The following is a 17,411-nucleotide window of genomic DNA, read 5'->3' as shown; positions in this document are numbered from 1 at the left end:
ATCTAAATAGCACAGGAAACTAAATATGTTTATTAATGATTGAGACAATCCCTTCCCCAAACTCTTCTGCTTTCTTAGGTCCGATACCCTCAATTTCCAATAATGCTTTTATAGTACGGGGCTTTAGCTCAACAATAGCATCCAAAGTCTTGTTGGTGTAGATATAGTATGGCTTTACATCAAGCTCTCGGGCACGAGTTCTACGATAATCGGTTAAAAGTGCTCGTAGATCATCTGTATTTACAATTGCAGTCTCTGCTTTGACTGATTCTTGAAGTCTATCATTATTCTTTTTATATAATATCGTCAGGATATCATGTCCGTAATCATCCGCTTTTTTCTGACCAATGCCCTCAACCTCTAGTAACTGTTCAATGGTTTGTGGCATTTTCTCAAGAAGGATATCCAAGGACCTGTTGCTGAAAATATGGTAGGGCATTACCTCTAACTGCTTTGCTTTTTTGGTGCGGTAATCAGTCAGCAAACCTTTAATGTCGATATGTTCTTTAGGTTCAGGGGATATTTCTTTCTCCACAGTAGCTGCGACAAATTGGGATGCTCCAACCTCCACGTTATCCAACAGATAATCCTGATCATTAAATGGTTTCTCCTGACTGCCCTCCAAGATTCCATCCGCAATCTTATAGATGAGTGAAGGATGCATTTCTACTGGAGAGCTCTTCTTCATTTCAGCCTTTAAAAAAGCACTTATTTGATCATGACGGATGACACAGTCCTTAATAGGGGATGGGACATTTTTAGATATCTCCAGGATAGTCTTTGGATTGGCAAAAGTAACAGCGTATCTGATCGGACATTTCTTTATAATACCCTTAGCCTTTAAGTGTCTCTCCAGTATTGCCACATGTCTTTCCACTTGGTTGATAGGGCTATACATTCCCTCTTTATTTACCATTCTGTTATTCTTCCTGATCACACGTTGGAAATCGCCCTTATCTGTGACAAGAATATCCCCAAACAGCTTCTTTACCTCAAGCACAAGAATGAACTTCGGAGTGACGATAACAAAATCCATCTGGGCTTGATAATCCTCGAACTCTAGATATACATCATGCAGAATAAGCATCGGAACCATGGAATTCTTCAACTCAAACATCACACTTTTCTCACCTGTATGACCAATGGAAAACAACTTAAGGTGATTTTCCACCTTTTTATAGTCCACAAGGGGATTGCTGCCTTCTGAGAGACTGGTCAGGTTTTCTAAAAGATTAGATTTTTCGTTGAAATCTTTATGTACTATAGGTTGTTTAATTACCCGGTTATCTTTTAATGCGTCAATAACATTTTTGAAAAAGGACATGGTTTACCTCGCAAATTAGTATTTGTTTTACAGTGGTAGTTTTGTCACATTATGTAATTTTATTATAGCAGATAAAGTCGTTCGAACTGGATAAAATTGTAGATTTGTAAACCAAGGGGGTTAACCCCGATGGAGGGCAAGGAATTGGCTAAAGGATTAACCAAGCTTTTGCAAGATTTCGAAAGCATCGTAATCCCCGATTACGGACGCTACATATAACATTCCATTCAATAGAAGGAGGACAAGGGAGTCACTTACCAAGGAAAGAGCACAGTAGACGTAAAAAAAGTAGAAGTCCCGAAAATCCAGGACCGGAAAGATGTCATCATCAAGGTGACATCCACCACCATTTGTGGGTCAGATCTTCACCTATACCAAGGAAACTTCCGCTGCCGATTGGCTATGTCATCGGGCATGAGCAAATGGGACCGGATGTGACAAAGGTGAAAAGAGGCGACCGCGTCGTCATCCCGTTCACCGTCGCATGCGGTACCTGCCATTACAGCGCGCACGATCTGGAAAGCCAATGTGACAACGCCAACCCGCACTATAACTCCGGTGGCTACTTCGGCTACTCCGAGAAATTCGGAAACTACCCAGGTGGTCAGGGCAGAATACCTGCGCGTCCCATTTGGCAACTATACCCCGTTTCTCATCCCGCAGGATTGCGAGTTGGAGGATGAATCCCCATTGCTCCTATCGGACGTACTTCCCACTGCTTACTGGAGCATTGACAATGCCGGAGTGAAAAAAGGCGACACTGTCATCGTCCTCGGCTGCGGACCAGTCGGCCTCATGACCCAGCAATTCGCCTGGCAAAAAGGCGCCGAACGCGTCATTGCCGTCGACTACATCGCCAACAGACTCGAGCTTTCAAGAAAAATCAATCAAACTGAAGTATTCAACATTACCGAATACGATGACATGGGGGAAACACTAAAGGAACTGACAAAGGGCGGCACTGACGTTGTTATTGACTATGTGGGGATGGACAGGAAGAAATCACCGCTGGAATGGGTAGAACAAAAGCTAAAGCTTCAAGGAGGAACAATTGGGCCAATTCAGATTGCTACAAAAGCCGTGCGGAAAGCAGGAACGTTGCAGCTCACTGGTGTGTATGTTGGGTTGTATAATATATTCCCACTTGGGACGTTTTTTGCTCGGAACTTTAATATTAGAATGGGGCAGGCACCGGCGCGTCATTATATGCCTTATTTGTATGAGTAGATAAAGGATAGGAGGATTGATCCGAGGAAGATTATTACGCATAGGTTGCCTTTGGAAGAGGCGGCGCATGGGTGTCGGATATTTAATGAGAAGGAGGATGGGTGTGTGAAGGTGGTTTTGAAGCCTTAGTTTCGTCAGAATATTAAACGTAACAGTGTAGAAGGTTTAAGGAATGTAATATTAACAGGAAAAAAATAATTAGAAAAGCAACAGTCTCTCTTGAAGTCTGTTGCTTTTCTAATTATTTGTCTAAGAACCTTTTTAAATCACTAAAGTTTTTACAATCGTTATTAATAACTATATCCCATATCAATTTTGAATTGTTTAGTCCGATTCGTGGCATATATCTATTCCACAACTGCATTTGTTCTTTTTGGGTCAATCCGATTCTTTCCTTCAATAACTGCTTTAATTCATTATAAGTAATCGCAGGATTTTTCTCTTCTCCCATGCGTTGTTTACGTAGTTCTTTTAATCTCAATTCTCGTTCCTTTTCATCATGTTCTAACTTTTGTTTTCTCAAGTTCTCTTCGTGAAGTTGCTGCTCGGCATGTTCTTCTCTTTTCTGGAATACTTTATCTTGAAAAGTTTTTCTTAGTTCTTCTTCGATATCAGGGTTACTGAGCCTAAATCCATCATCAATAGCTAGAGCTTCCGCGAAAGGTAATTCATATCCATCGTTTATTAAAAAGGCACGGAAGGGTTTTACGACACGATCTTTTAAAAAACGCTGTACTTTTACAACTACTTGTTGATCGTTGTTAAAAATATAGTATAGGCTTTTAACATCCACATTTTTAATGAATGAACTTGGGTAACTAAAGTAATCATAAAATTTCTCGTCTTCGATCTCACTTGAAATAAGTTTGTCCCACATATTGTCTTCTTGTGTTTTTGATGCAATGGTGAGTTCGGCATCCCATAAAATAATGCTGTTTTTATCTTTTTCTATTGCTTGTTCTACTTTCTCTATGAACCAAACAGGCTCTAAACCTTGCTCTATAAAATATTCATGCCTCTTTGTAATCTGCTGAGCTAGCTTACTATCATGTGCTGGACTAACATTTGTGACGATGGAAACAGCCAATTCCTTTTTGGGCAATTTCACATAAATATCAGGGTACTCTTTCCACTCTGCTTTTGCCTTATATCCCACATTTACGAACATTCCGTTATTAATTTTCGCTTTTATTTCTAACTCATCCATGATAATGTCAATCAAAACTTTGTGGAGTGAAGATTCCCTTTCAGTCTGCTTCGTGTACCTTTTCTCCGCTTTATCGACCATTCTTGATTCTTCACAGGCCTCAGAGTGTTGGTGGGAAAAATAAAGCCCTCTTTCTTCACCATGTTTAACAATTAACTTTGCTTGACAATAAGGGCACTGATAAATCTCCTTTTTTGCAAGCTTTTTAAAATTGGTTACATCATCATCTGTTGCAGAATAAGGTAAATGAACAAGCTCGTTATCAATTACATGTAAGGCTTCTCGCATCTTCTCACCTCAGAGATTCTTTTATTCTATTATTATATATATTGATAATTATGTAAATATTTTCTAAGTGGAATTAACGGTTGGTGCTTTAGGAAGCATCGGGGGCGGTAGTAGAGATGTTTCAACCAAGATTTTTGCCAACTTACAGCTTAAAAAATAAACTATCCGTTTTGATGGTAAACAACATGTTAATGGAGGTACATTAATTGCTATTGACCACTAAAATATGAGTGCAATTTGTGCTCGCTATAGAGAAATTGATATTTATAGTGCAGGAAGCAGTCGGGACCGTCCTCACTGCTAAAATTAAGAGATATTATAAGAGGAAGAAAAAAAGGTAGTTATTCTTACTTTTCCTATCAATTTTCAACAATAATTCCCAATTGTTGATATAATATATAGTGATACTGATTAAAGATAAAATATTGTAATCAATAGTAAGGAGGACTAATGTTGAACACAACTATAGATTGCCAATATGAATATGATAAAAAAGTTAGTTTTGCTTTACAACAAAACCATGTCCCCGTCGTTAAGTTTCTTTACATCAAAAATTCATCTGCCGATTCCCTTTCAAATTTAAAAGTTGAAATTACAGCCAATCCAATGTTTGCAGAATCCTACAGTTTGAATATTGAAAAGCTAGAGCCTAATGAGGTCATTGAAATACGACCTGATTTGCAATTATCCTCGCAATTCCTCAGCAGTCTGGATGAAAGTATTGCCGGTCATTTCAACATAAGAATTACTCACCTGGATCAGGAACTTTTTAAAAAAGCTCTACCTATAGATGTGATGTCCTTTGATTCATGGCCAGGTGCGTCTGTATTGCCTGAAATAATATCCAGTTTTATTACTCCGAATCGACCTTTTGTAAATGAAATTATTAGACATGCTGCGACTATCATGGAAAATGGTACAGGGACAAATTCCATGGATGGATACCAAAGTGGAAATCCAAACAGGGTATTGGCCCAGTTGTCTGCTATATTCTCGGCAATACAGTCTAATGAGATTGCTTATATAAATCCTCCTGCCAGCTTTGAGGAAGAAGGACAGAAAGTTAGATTCCCCGATTTGATCAGAGAGCATAAATTAGGCACTTGTCTAGATCTTACTTTACTTTATGCAGCGTGTGCTGAAGCTGTTGGTATATATCCAATCGTTGTGTTCCTGCAAGGTCATGCCTTTCCAGCATTTTGGTTAAAGGAACAAACATCTTTTGAGAGTTTTCAAGATGATAAAAGTATTTTAACTAAATCTATGGCTAATGGAATTAATGAGCTCATAGTAGTAGAGTCAACTCTATTAACGAAGAAAGAGGCTAATTTTAGTGAAGCAGTAAAAGCAGCAGGGATTAGTTTGAATAAAGAGGGACAATTCCATTTCTTTATTGATGTCCAGAGAAGCAGAATCGGCCAGATTAAACCTATCCCTTTGAAAAAGGTGGCCGGAGAAATTGAAGTGGAATTGCAAAAAGAAACAAGTCTTAAAGATTCTGCTAACATGCAATTTGATCATGTTGAAGTAATTCCAGAAAATGAAAAATCTAATCAAATTGGTCAGCAAGAAAATAAAGTAATCTACTGGCAAAATAGGCTTATCGATATGAGCCTACGAAATAACCTGTTGAATTATCGTTTACATACCCAGGGAGTACCGGTAATAACGGCGGATTTGTCACAAACCGAAGATATATTGGCCATGGGACAAAAAGTTTTTATTAATCCCTTACCAAATGAGTGGAAAAACAAAGCGCGTGATTTCAGAGATCAAGAGGAGTTTTTGCAGTCGAAAATTTTACAAGGAGATATGCAAAACAACCGGTTACGTTCAACTCTTACAGAGGTTAAGCTTGAACAGGAATTAGTGAAATTATACCGGAAAGCCAAAAATACTCTGGAAGAAAGCGGAGCAAATTCTCTATTTGTAGCTCTCGGATTTTTGAAATGGTATGAAGAAAAGTCTTATACAAAAGAACGTTACGCTCCAATCTTATTGTTGCCGGTTGATTTAGTTAGGTTGTCTGCTAAAAAGGGTTACTATATTCGAGCAAGGGATGAAGAAATCCAAATAAATATCTCTCTCATTGAATATTTAAAGCAAAAGTTCGGTATAGATGCATCTAGCTTATATGACATACCAAAGGATGATTATGGTGCGGATGTGAAGCGAGTTCTAACCATCATGCGCCGGTTGATTATGCCTATGAAAAATTGGGATGTCTATGAGACAGCAAGTATCGGTTTGTTTTCTTTTTCAAAATTTGTCATGTGGAATGATCTTGTAAACAATTCGGAGGAGTTAAAGAAAAACAAAGTGGTCAAAAGCTTAATAGAAGGTAACTATTTGGGTGAAGTCACCCAATCTATGAATAAACCAGTAACAGCAGAAATAGATGAGGAAGAGACGGTTTATGCACCGTTAAGCTTTGATAGCACCCAACTAGAAGCAATATTGGCGACGGGTGATGATAATAGCTTTGTACTACATGGACCTCCTGGTTCGGGTAAATCTCAAACCATTACAAACATGATCTCACATGCCCTGGCTAATGATAAGACTGTATTATTTGTTGCGGAGAAAATGGCTGCACTAAGTGTAGTGCAAAAGAGGCTTTCAGATATCGGTTTAGGTGACTTTTGCTTGGAGGTTTATTCAAGTAAAGGGCAGAAAAAAGATATACTTGCCCAGTTGGAAGCATCGTTTAAGGCACAGAGTAAAACAAAAGGGACAAATTGGGGTAAAAAGTCAGTTGAAATCAAAAGATTAAAGAAAGAATTGAATAGATATGTAAATGATTTACACAGGAAAACGACAATAGGGCAGAGTATCTTTGAAATGATAGAGGAGTATTCCGGCATCAAAAAAAAGAATAAGGTCATAGAATTCAATAGAAATTCAGTAAGAGAAATGGATGAGGAGTTATTTAAGAAATCCAAACAATTACTTGAAAATATTACAGTTGTCGGTGAGATTTGCGGAGAAACTAACGAAAATCCATGGATTGGCATTAAACAAACTAACTACTCCTTACAGTTAAATGACACAATAAAAGAGCAGTTGTCCTCTATTGAGATAAGTGTTTCGCTGTTGAACGAGCTTGAAAAATATTTTAATGAAATTGGGTTGTCGATCAGAGTCGAACATATGAGTGGTACAGTTTACTAGATTCCATTAGTACCTACTTGCAAGATATACCTCAAGTAAATATTAACTTGATAAGGGAAGAGAACTTTGAAGAGCTTGTAGCAGAATTATCAGAGGTTATTTCTGCTGGAAAGAAAAGGGATAATCAAACCGCGACAATACAAGAAAGATTTGATTTATCTATTCTGAAGATTAATACAGAAACATTGTTACAGGAATTAAGACTAGCTGAAAACAGTTGGTTCCTCAAAAAGATAATAGGTAAGAACAAAGTATTGAAAGAATTGAAAAAATACCTTATTACCAAAAGTAAAATTCGTTTAGATGAACTTGAAAATATTATTACTACTATAAAAGAGATTCAGCAAAAACAAGATATTTTGAATTTAGCCAATGAAACAATGAGATGTTATTTTCCTAATCTATGGAATGATTCAAAAGGTGATTGGTCTGAAATAGAAAAAGCAACTGAATGGGCAATATCGGTTCGAACAATCCTTAATGGATTTAATGAAGGAGAAAGTTTTCTAAACAACACAGTTGAGGCTATGCAGAAAAATACTAAAGCTATTACTGCTTCGAAAATGCAAGATACTATAAAAAACTTTCAGTTAACATTCAAGGATATTAAGGATCGTGTAAATAAAATTGAACAAGAATTGCTTATATCAGATTTCCATGAACCTGGTAAGCGAGATTGGCCACAAGTCTTGAAGGACAAATCTATACTTCTTATTAGCGCTCTTTCTCAATTGAAAGATAATTGTCAGCTTGCCCGTAACATAGAAGAAGCTAACTTAGCAGGCTTAGAAAATGTCACAAAGCCCTATCTAAATGGTCAAATAAGAAATAGTGATCTGCTTCCTGCTTTTCTGCATGGATTCTACCGCATACGGATAGATGAAGAGATTACTAGCAGCCAGATTTTATCTGGGTTCTCAAGAGCTGAGTTTGAGAATAAGGTAAAAACCTTTAATAGTCTGGATGACGAGATGAGTGAATTAACGAAACTTGAAGTATATGTAAGACTAATGGAGCGAGTGCCTGATTTACTTAATAATGTGATTCAAAGTTCAGAGCCGGGTATTTTGTTAAAAGCAATAAAAAGCAAAGGAAGAGGGATTGCAATCCGGCAACTATTTGAAAGGATTCCAAATTTGCTAACTAAAATTAAACCTTGTATGCTGATGAGTCCCTTGTCAGTGGCGCAGTACCTGGATCCATCAGTTTCCAAATTTGATTTTGTGATTTTTGATGAAGCCTCACAGTTGCCAACCAGTGAAGCAATCGGAGCTATGGCCAGAGGAGAAAACGTAGTAGTAGTTGGAGATCCTAAACAATTACCGCCTACAAGCTTTTTTAGTGCACAACAATCTGAGGAAGATTTTGATATACAGGACTTGGAAAGTGTACTAGATGATTGCTTGTCTATAAGGATGCCTCAAAAGCATTTAAGTTGGCATTACCGAAGTGAGCATGAAAGCTTGATTTCATTTTCCAATAACCATTTTTATGAGAATAAATTAATTACTTTTCCTTCAGTTGATGATATTAAATCCCGTGTTTCTTTTAGAAACGTAAAGGGGGTATACGATAGAGGCAAAACAAAGCATAACAAAGTGGAAGCAGAAGCAATTGTTGATGAAATCTTCTCAAGGTTGAGTAATCCAAATCAGCAGCATCAGAGTATTGGAGTGGTTACTTTTAATCAGGTTCAACAAACCTTGATTGAAGATATGATTGACGAGCGATTAAAAGAAGATTCCAGCCTTGAAAAGTACTTTACAGATGAAGTGCTTGACCCTGTATTTGTTAAAAACCTTGAAAATGTTCAAGGGGATGAACGCGATGTAATCCTATTCTCAGTAGGATATGGACCTGATGAATATGGTCATATGACATTGAACTTTGGTCCGTTGAATCGTGACGGAGGATGGCGGCGCCTTAACGTTGCTGTCTCACGAGCAAAAAAAGAAATGATTATCTATGCCTCAATGGAACCTGACCAAATCAATCTATCTCGAACCAAAGCAGAAGGCGTTCATAGCTTAAGAGCTTTTATGGAATTTGCAAAACGCGGAAATGAACCACTGCTTTTAGAAAATCGCAATCAAAGTAGAGATGTAAATTCTACAGTAATTATCCCTAAAATCCAGAATATCTTACAAGTTAATGGATACCAGACTCAACAAAATGTAGGAAGCAGTGAGTTTAAAATCGATTTAGCCGTTGTTGATAGGAATAGAGAAGGCAAATACATTGCTGCGATACAAATTGATGGACCAGGCTATGCTAATAGGAAAACCACTAGGGACCGGAATAAATTGAGTGATCTCATGTTAGGAAGATTAGGTTGGCAGGTCATCAAGGTGTGGTCTGTTGAATGGTGGCATGATGAAAGCAAACAAATTGAAAATATATTAAATCAATTAAAGGATATAGAGAAAAGCCCATCTAAAGTAAATGGGGATCAACCTGCGGTCCCATTAAAAGTACAACCGACAATTCAGCAAAAAATAAGTAGCCTGGTCATCCCAGTAAAGAATACCAAACCAAAAGGAAATTTCTATCAACCAGCTAGACTGGAAGCTATTGACTTATCCAATGACTTTTTCTACACAATAGAAGGAAGAACTATTATCCAAAAACAAATACAACAAATTATAACTCAAGAAGCTCCGGTAAGTCTGTCGCAACTGACAAAAACCATAATTACCTCATGGGGATTTACTCGAAGCGGTGCCAAACTAGAAACCATCATAGAATCCGTTCTTTCTAAGATGAAAATCTATAAGTCCAAAGAAGAAAAAGGACTATTTTTATGGAAAGCAGAAGCTCAATTTAATACCTATAAAGAATTTAGATTGGCTGAAAATAATAGAAGAGCATTACAGGATATTAGCAAACAAGAGTATGCTAACGGAGTAATGGAGATTATTAGTTCAGCTCTTCGGTTACCTAAAGCAGATTTAATAAAAGAAATTTCAAGGCAGCTTGGGTACAGCCGAACGAGCAGTCAAGGAGAGCAATTTATCCAAGAAGCGATTGATTTGAATGTGAAGAAAAATTTGATTGTAGTTGATGAAAAAGGGTTTGTGGAAGTAAAGTAGTATGCGATAGTGCCTGTTCTTAATTGGGCAGGCACTAGCTAGTATAGGGCTCTATCCAACTGGAATGATATATATAGTGCAAGAAGTCGCCGGAACCGTCCCTGTTACTTAATAGAAAAGCAACAGCCTCCCTTGAAGTCTGTTGCTTTTCTATTATTTTTCTAAATACCTTTTTAAATCACTAAAGCTTTTACACCTCATAACTAATAACAATATTCCAAATGATTGGATTGGAAGATAACCAGTCCCCTAAAATAACTGCAAAAATTTTAAAGAGAAAATTGTAGAGTTTAATAGTAGCTATTTCGAGCAGTACTGTGAAAGCTTACCATTGATTTCAGAGGAAAAGTTTCTCGTTCAGTATATATCTTACAGACAACAACAAATAATAGAAAAACTGAAAGGAGAGTAACTCGTTGAAAACTATAAAATCACTTTTATTAGTTTGGAAAAACAAGAAAAATGATACGTATTATCATATCGGAACCTTGTCTTTTGATGGAGTCATATACACTTTTGAATATTCCTTCAAAAGTGACTCTACTCGAAATGTAAAGGCAGCAATCGAAAGTGGATATTCTCATCTTCCTGCTTTTCCAATATTGGATAAGATTTATAAGTCGGACCATCTGTTTGAATCCTTTAATCGTCGCATCCCAGACCGGTCACGAATTGGATATGAAGATTTTATTCAGGAATTTAATTTGTCCGATAGTGCAGATCGTATGGATATACTGCAGGCTACCCGTGGTGCATTGGCTAATGATCCTTATACTTTCGAACAACCATTGCGGTTGAACGAAGAAACATTACGTGCCACGTTTTATGTGAATGGTATGCGCCACCGGGAATCTATCCAGAATTCATGGATGTATGAAGTGGCACCTGGAGATGTTTTGCATCTGGAGTTAGAACCCAAGAATAATGCAGACCCATTTGCAGTAAAAATATTAACATCCAATGACATGCATTTAGGTTATGTACCTGGAATTTATAATCAAGCTTTGCACGCCTTGCTAAAGCGCGATGTACCACTTACATTACTTGTTCGGAAAGTCCGTCCCGCATTTTCACCACAATGGTGGGTAGAAGTACAGTTTGAAGCCAAAGTGACCGTAAGTGATACAGATTTGTTGAAGAAATCAAATTTAGATCACCTGCTTTATCGAGAGTCAGCGTGATATTTGCGACCGGATTAAATTGAAATAAAGCAGGAAACAGGTAGAGATTAATTTTTCTACCTGTTTTTTGTTAGGTGGACAATTTAGAAGACACATTCGGCATAGCTATCATACTCACCATCAAGTGTATTACACGTGCCATTCACCCGTCCCGCTACCGTAAACATAACATCAAGTAACGTCTTTATAAATTCCTTCAAACCCAGAGGCAGCTGCAAGGCAAATAGTTCACTTCCATTGTTGAAATACAACCATATTAATAGAGGAGGGAAGATTCAGTCAAATGCTTACCCCATTGTAACTCAAACTTTAAAGCAATTAGAAAAAGCTTTTTTTCCTTCTCTGCTTGATAGGGCAACATTTCTATTGGTATTTCCAAGTGCTCAAACTCTTGAATAAAAAAATCAATGCTAAGATCTCGAGGATTGTTGCCCAAAGAGTCATCTAACTTATGATAATATCTTTTGTACAACGCATCATAAAACTCCGAAGTTTCAGGAACATTCGTGGCAACGGTGAAATTAGCTATATGTTCTTCTTTATAAATGAAGATAGTTGATGAACCTATTTCACCTATAGTGATATAAAAATCTCCTTGGAATTGGAACACAAAATAACTATTAGTTTCAAAGTATAGGAGGGAGCATCTTTTTAATGCTTTAAAATAATAATTTCTTCCTTTGTCAGATGCGGATTGCTTTTCTCTGGATAAAACAGAACCTTTATTTCCGCTTTTTCTATTGCGCTTTCCCACACTCACCGCTCCTGTTATTCATCCTCATCGTCTACTTCGATGTGACTGTAATAAATATCACACAAGCAATCATGATAGCCCCACCCAGTATCTTTTGACTGATCTAGGATTTCAAGTAGTCTATCATTATATTTATTAAGAAGAAATTCATTACTGCTGCATTCAATTACCACTGTTTGGAACATAGAAAGCATACTATCATAAAACTGTTCATGAATATCTCCATAAGTATTCGTAAATTCAGTTCCATACTCTACATAAATAATTCTTAAAGCAAGTGTTCCATCTTCATCATTTGTAATTTTTTTATAGTCCTGGATAGCTTTTCTGGCAACACCAAATCTCAATTTACCATGGCCTCTACTAGGAAAAAACTCATGCATTATTTTCTTAGCAGCTGCTTCAAACAACTCCTCTAAAGCTTCTTCCCCACCATATTTCACAGCAAAGTATTCTTTTACTTCTTTACTATTCTTGTACAGTTCACTAATGATGGTGATTAATTCCTTTTGTGAAAGATCCTTTAATTCTTTTTTGATATCTGATAATTTAACTTTCATTAACAGTTTCCGCCTCACTTAAAAGTTTTCTGTGTCTCTTCGGTTATGCATTATTCTAAAAGAAAAATTATTAAAAGTCATCCTAGTCCATAATTATAATTAGAATGATGAAAGTTGAAAAAGAAAAAGCAATTCTCCTGATAAATTTCCAATATTCAGTTATAATGGTATAAATAGAAAAAAGGGTAAGTGGGAGATTTATGATTGAATTAAAAGTTTTGGAATTTAGGTGGAAATACTAGAAATAAGAATTATAAACCTGGAATAGAGGCAATAAAAGAATTAACTATGGAAGTCTTAATTAACAAAATTAACCCCTATAAATTAGAAAGTCACCTTTTGCATGGAAGGTGACTTTCTTTATCTATAAAGGATACCAGACAAATGCATCCTTCTCCTCGTTTGCCAGCCCGATGACTGTGATCTAGCTTAATCACCTACTAAATTTTTTAACCTATGAAATTCTTAGTTGAAGAAGTTAGTGAATTTCTCAAAACAACCTCATCTGCTCATTACTATTCTCGCTTTCCCCGTCCATAACATATCCCATCATCCTATATCCACTCTGTCTTTTTACAAACATCCTCTCCAGCATAGGAACCCGCTTGTCCACATAATCATATACCTGGACTTCTTGCTTATTATCATGCAATCGATGCAGGCGACCGACATATTGCTGCAGTGTACCTTTCCATGATATCGGCAAGGCTAGGAAAAGAGTATCTAGTCTTGCGTCATCAAAGCCTTCTCCAATGTACTTTCCTGTAGCAATTACAAGCCGTTCTTCGGAATCAGGTGTGTTAACAAGTCTTTTTAGCTCATTCATTCTCTCTTTTTTAGAAAGTTTACCCGAGAGTGTTATGACATTTTTGGCAAACCCTTTGAACATGTCCTGCAGGTGTTCCAAATGTTCAATTCTTTCTGTTAGGATGAGTGGGGAACGTCCGGCTTCAAGTGCCATCAAGACATCATTGAACAGTTGGTGGTTCCTATTTTCATCCTTTGCCAACAAGCGGTACAATTCCTGGATCTGTTCCGATTTTGAGGTGAATCCAGTATTTCTTATTATTAGCTTGTGGACAAATGGCCTTGTCTTTGCTTGGTTTCTGGCATCAACTTTGTAGCGGACAGGTCCACATTGCATAAAGATAATCGGGTGAAGGCCGTCTTTTCTAATTGGCGTAGCTGTCAGTCCATATACATATTTAGCACGTACATGTTTTAGTACATTTTCAAAAGTATAGGCTGATATGTGGTGACATTCATCCACAATGATCTGACCATATTGCGTAATGAAGCTTTTTACCTCTCCTTTTAAACTAAGGCTTTGAAGCGTGACCACATCAATTTTTCCAGTGATTTTCTTTTTGCCACCGCCTACCGCACCAATATCCTCTTTAGCTAGACTTAAAAAGGACTTTAGCTGACTAACCCATTGTTCTAGTAATTGAATCTTATCAACAATTACTAGAGTATTAACTTTGCGTTCAGCGATTAAGGCTGCAGCGACAACCGTTTTTCCGAAGCCTGTAGTCGCAGATAAGACGCCATAATCATTCACCGTGAGCTGGGAAACAGCATCTACTTGTTGGGAAGTTAACTTGCCTTTGAAATTAACATCTAGTGGCTCTCCCTTATATGCTTCATCCTTAAAAATAGTCTCAATATCAGATTCTTTGAGTAAAGCTACGAGCTCATCCTTACATCCCCGAGGAAGAATGATATGGTCAGAATCGCTAGATGTACAGTTTATCGAACGTGGGATGCCCGCTGTAGATATCCTTTTTGACTGGGCTTTATAGTATTCAGGGTTTTTAAGGGTCGCTAGTTCAGTCAATTTTTCAGATAGAGAAGAAGGAAGTAGCTTTTTCTTGATATAGAGACCATTTTTTATCACGATCATTAATTTTTGCGGCAAAACTGCAGCATAGGGTACTGTTTCATCTGCACTAGGATCTAATTTCTTAATAATTTGGTGGACATCTTGTTTATCAAGCCTCTTTACAGTCGATAAGTATATCCACTGATCTGGATAGGGAGTAAAACTACTATCATCTACAAACAAGCTGTTGCCGTTTGCACCAGCCTGCCGCTGCAACGGAAGGGCAATTAGATTGCCAAAACCACCTTTAGGCAGAGCGTCTTGATTTGGAAACATCCGATCAAAGGAATTCATTCCAACCTCATGACGGACCTCTAATGTCTTCGATAGCAACATATACCCCAATCTTCGTGCAAGAGGGGCTTCCATTCTTTCTGAAAAGAAAAACCATACATGCGCACCGTTCCCTGACCTGGATCTCTCTACACTATAAGAAACTTCATGCTCCTTACAAACCTGAGTAAAAGCCAAAACATCCTTTTGCCAATTCTGCTTGTCAAAGTCGATAGCCAGGAATGAGCAGGTATCATTCTGCTGCATGGGATATAAGCCGATACTATGTGTACCCTTCAGATGGTATTCAATTACTTTATCCGTAAGGGGTAATAGAGTACGATACTGACATTCCGAGCATTTTATCTTAGGCTTCTGGCATATAGGTCGGTCCCATTCATGTGCACATGCCGGCAAATAGCCAGACCTTCCATCCTGTGATTCCCAGTAGAGTGCGTAAGCATCATCCCGCCCTTTAAAGAGGCTTCTGTAAAGCTGAATTTTTGTGTGGAGTGGCGAGTGTTTTGTCACAATATCCGGAGACCCGTTATTAAATTTTTCACGTTGAAGAAGACTGGTAATCTGTTGCTTAAGATAAGTATTTTCTTTGCTTAGTCGGTTGCACTCCGCAATCCAGTCTTCAAGAGTTTTATTATTGTTCATAGGAAACCCTCAATATCGAAGTAATTTGCTTCTATTGTACGAAATTTTGGTTGAATAAGATATGTATATGTTAATTGTGGGGCTGTCTTAGAGAAGTTATCCCTATCCATTTTTCCCATCAAGAATTACGGGTAAACGTGGGCTTTTGCAAGTCTCAATATGGCTATATGGGAAAAATATGAACAATGATAGAATTAAAGAAACTTCTGAAAATATCCCGGTGATATAAAGAGATTGCTTTATAAAACCATGTGAAGCAAACCAAAAGAGAAGGGAGGAACAAAAGATGGGTTTTAATATTTTTATACTTAGCTTATTAATCTTTGCACTATGCAATCTAGTGTTTTTCATTGTTAAACCATTGGCGTATCACTTATTTTTGCGGACAATGAGAAAGGCTTTGTACACGCTGTTTATAGTAGCAGTTGCTTTAGGAATTTTAATGAATGAAGTAGCTATTTCTAACTGGCAGTTCTTACTTACCTTGACAGCTATCGTTATATTTATGGACCTTGCCATATTACTTACACCTAGCATCCTCAAAATTTGGAATGCAGAGTTTCAATATACAGACTACGTGGAAAATATTATTAAAACGAATGATAAAATTCTTCGAGCAACAATAAACAGGGTAGAAGTGATGTCTGGGATGATCCAACAGGCTGATGGGTATTTTAATAACCATGTTTTCCCATTGGATCAAAGTCCTAAGGAGCGATTGGAGCTGTATCTGGACGCGTATGGAAGAGTCTTTGGTTTTCATGTACAGGTATGGGAAGTGGAGCCAGAATTGGTTTCACATTCTATGCTTGAAATTTCTAACGTGGAATCTTTGAGTAGCGAAGAAATTCAGCGAATTGAGGATTACTACAGTTTGCAAATGGGGATAAATCAAACTTTAATAGAAATAGCACAGTTAAATGCATTTGATTATGGAGAGGAGTTTGAAGCCCATCTTGATGTACTTTCTCAATCAACTGTCATTTCACTTATTAAAGAGGACAGCATGATCGTGCCAATATTCATGGATGAAAGACAATTACTAGTCGTATTGAAAAATAAAAATGGAGAGTTGCTAGAAGTGGATGCAGTTCACATTACTAACTTAATCTATCTCTACTATACCCTTACTTTTTAACATGGTATAATGAGGAAAAGACCACTTCACGAAGGAGGGTTTTTATATGTTCGTTATTGATAACATCAAGACAAAAGACGAGAAGAAAAAAGCAAAGTATGTAACAGTTAATGGGAAAAAGGTGGCGGTATCAACAATGACTACCCAATTGACCCACTTATCATCTCAATCTACCAGTAAAATGTCACGAAACGTGCAAGAGTTAAATAGAAAAGTGTTGCAGTTCATTAATAACCAATAATATAGTCGAGCAAGGTACAGTCTATGTATCTTGCTTTTTCTTTTTTATATGTATATTCCCCAGTTTCTTGGTAAGGATGGTTAATACCAAGGAGAGGAAAGAAGGGATATCATATGGACAAGCCTAAAAAAAAGAAAGCGACCCCGAAAAAACTGACCCGATTAAAAGGGGAAACCCAAATGGAGAAAAAGAACAAAGAAGCTTTAAAGATTATTAAGTCTATCAAAGGCATGTTTGGATGAACGTAATATGGAGCATAGGGAAGATTTGGAGAGTCGTTAAAATTAAAAAATGAATATTACATGTGAAAATGATAGAAAATTAATTTAAAAGCATCGGGAACCGTTCCGATGCTTATTTTTGTAATTTTGTGTAAATTAACTGCACCTTTTGCTATAATAAAAGTAATATTT

General features: G+C 37.2%; 11 protein-coding genes and 1 pseudogene. 7 read left to right on the top strand and 5 right to left on the bottom strand.

Features of this window, described 5'->3' with window-relative positions:
- Nucleotides 1-19: 19 nt before the first annotated feature.
- Nucleotides 20-1,324 (bottom strand): HRDC domain-containing protein, encoded by a 1,305-nt coding sequence (locus ACFVAD_RS07895; RefSeq protein WP_386637842.1) that lies wholly within the window; start codon nt 1,322-1,324, stop codon nt 20-22.
- A 243-nt stretch (nt 1,325-1,567) separates the two neighbouring features.
- Here ACFVAD_RS07895 and ACFVAD_RS07890 point away from each other — a divergent pair.
- Nucleotides 1,568-2,680 (top strand): annotated as a pseudogene (locus tag ACFVAD_RS07890) (alcohol dehydrogenase catalytic domain-containing protein); the annotation flags it as partial.
- A gap of 112 nt (nt 2,681-2,792) precedes the next feature.
- Here the strand turns inward: ACFVAD_RS07890 and ACFVAD_RS07885 are convergent.
- Nucleotides 2,793-4,046, bottom strand: a complete 1,254-nt coding sequence (locus ACFVAD_RS07885; protein ID WP_386637840.1) for a competence protein CoiA family protein — start codon at nt 4,044-4,046, stop codon at nt 2,793-2,795.
- A 450-nt stretch (nt 4,047-4,496) separates the two neighbouring features.
- Here ACFVAD_RS07885 and ACFVAD_RS07880 point away from each other — a divergent pair, with 450 nt between their 5' ends.
- The 3 genes from ACFVAD_RS07880 (at nt 4,497) to ACFVAD_RS07870 (ending at nt 11,487) form a co-directional block, all read left to right on the top strand.
- Nucleotides 4,497-7,217, top strand: coding sequence for a DUF4011 domain-containing protein (locus ACFVAD_RS07880; RefSeq protein WP_386637838.1), 2,721 nt, complete (start codon nt 4,497-4,499; stop codon nt 7,215-7,217).
- Between the two features lie 17 nt (nt 7,218-7,234).
- A complete protein-coding gene (locus tag ACFVAD_RS07875) occupies nt 7,235-10,306 on the top strand; it encodes a DUF3320 domain-containing protein (protein WP_386637836.1) in 3,072 nt (1,023 codons plus the stop codon).
- A 416-nt stretch (nt 10,307-10,722) separates the two neighbouring features.
- Complete coding sequence (locus ACFVAD_RS07870; protein ID WP_386637834.1) at nt 10,723-11,487, top strand: HIRAN domain-containing protein; 765 nt, start codon at nt 10,723-10,725, stop codon at nt 11,485-11,487.
- A 256-nt stretch (nt 11,488-11,743) separates the two neighbouring features.
- On the opposite strand, the gene ACFVAD_RS07865 is transcribed toward ACFVAD_RS07870, so the two are convergent.
- The 3 genes from ACFVAD_RS07865 to ACFVAD_RS07855 form a co-directional block, all read right to left on the bottom strand.
- Complete coding sequence (locus ACFVAD_RS07865) at nt 11,744-12,241, bottom strand: hypothetical protein (protein WP_386637832.1); 498 nt, start codon at nt 12,239-12,241, stop codon at nt 11,744-11,746.
- A gap of 14 nt (nt 12,242-12,255) precedes the next feature.
- On the bottom strand, nt 12,256-12,801 hold the full coding sequence (locus ACFVAD_RS07860; protein WP_386637830.1) for a DUF6155 family protein: 546 nt from the start codon (nt 12,799-12,801) through the stop codon (nt 12,256-12,258).
- 490 nt (nt 12,802-13,291) lie between these two features.
- Entirely contained in the window at nt 13,292-15,619 is a 2,328-nt protein-coding gene (locus ACFVAD_RS07855) for a TOTE conflict system archaeo-eukaryotic primase domain-containing protein (protein ID WP_386637828.1), read from the bottom strand.
- Between the two features lie 286 nt (nt 15,620-15,905).
- Between ACFVAD_RS07855 and ACFVAD_RS07850 the strand changes: the two genes are divergently transcribed.
- The 3 genes from ACFVAD_RS07850 (at nt 15,906) to ACFVAD_RS07840 (ending at nt 17,240) form a co-directional block, all read left to right on the top strand.
- Nucleotides 15,906-16,757 carry a type II toxin-antitoxin system SpoIISA family toxin gene (locus ACFVAD_RS07850; protein ID WP_386637826.1) on the top strand — a complete coding sequence of 284 codons (852 nt, stop codon included), beginning with the start codon at nt 15,906-15,908 and terminating at the stop codon, nt 16,755-16,757.
- A gap of 46 nt (nt 16,758-16,803) precedes the next feature.
- Nucleotides 16,804-16,998, top strand: coding sequence for a hypothetical protein (locus ACFVAD_RS07845; RefSeq protein WP_386637824.1), 195 nt, complete (start codon nt 16,804-16,806; stop codon nt 16,996-16,998).
- 113 nt (nt 16,999-17,111) lie between these two features.
- On the top strand, nt 17,112-17,240 hold the full coding sequence (locus ACFVAD_RS07840; RefSeq protein WP_386637822.1) for a hypothetical protein: 129 nt from the start codon (nt 17,112-17,114) through the stop codon (nt 17,238-17,240).
- Nucleotides 17,241-17,411 lie beyond the last annotated feature (171 nt).

Source organism: Sutcliffiella sp. NPDC057660 (assembly GCF_042800035.1).
GTDB lineage: Bacteria > Bacillota > Bacilli > Bacillales > Bacillaceae_I > Sutcliffiella_A.
Note: the sequence above shows the minus strand (reverse complement) of the source record. Positions and strands in the feature narration are given on the sequence as shown.

Coding starts and splice junctions, on each gene's coding strand:
- ACFVAD_RS07895 (WP_386637842.1), bottom strand. CDS start 1,324: ATGTCCTTTTTCAAAAATGTTATTGACGCATTAAAAGATAACCGGGTA.
- ACFVAD_RS07885 (WP_386637840.1), bottom strand. CDS start 4,046: ATGCGAGAAGCCTTACATGTAATTGATAACGAGCTTGTTCATTTACCT.
- ACFVAD_RS07880 (WP_386637838.1), top strand. CDS start 4,497: ATGTTGAACACAACTATAGATTGCCAATATGAATATGATAAAAAAGTT.
- ACFVAD_RS07860 (WP_386637830.1), bottom strand. CDS start 12,801: ATGAAAGTTAAATTATCAGATATCAAAAAAGAATTAAAGGATCTTTCA.
- ACFVAD_RS07855 (WP_386637828.1), bottom strand. CDS start 15,619: ATGAACAATAATAAAACTCTTGAAGACTGGATTGCGGAGTGCAACCGA.
- ACFVAD_RS07850 (WP_386637826.1), top strand. CDS start 15,906: ATGGGTTTTAATATTTTTATACTTAGCTTATTAATCTTTGCACTATGC.
- ACFVAD_RS07845 (WP_386637824.1), top strand. CDS start 16,804: ATGTTCGTTATTGATAACATCAAGACAAAAGACGAGAAGAAAAAAGCA.
- ACFVAD_RS07840 (WP_386637822.1), top strand. CDS start 17,112: ATGGACAAGCCTAAAAAAAAGAAAGCGACCCCGAAAAAACTGACCCGA.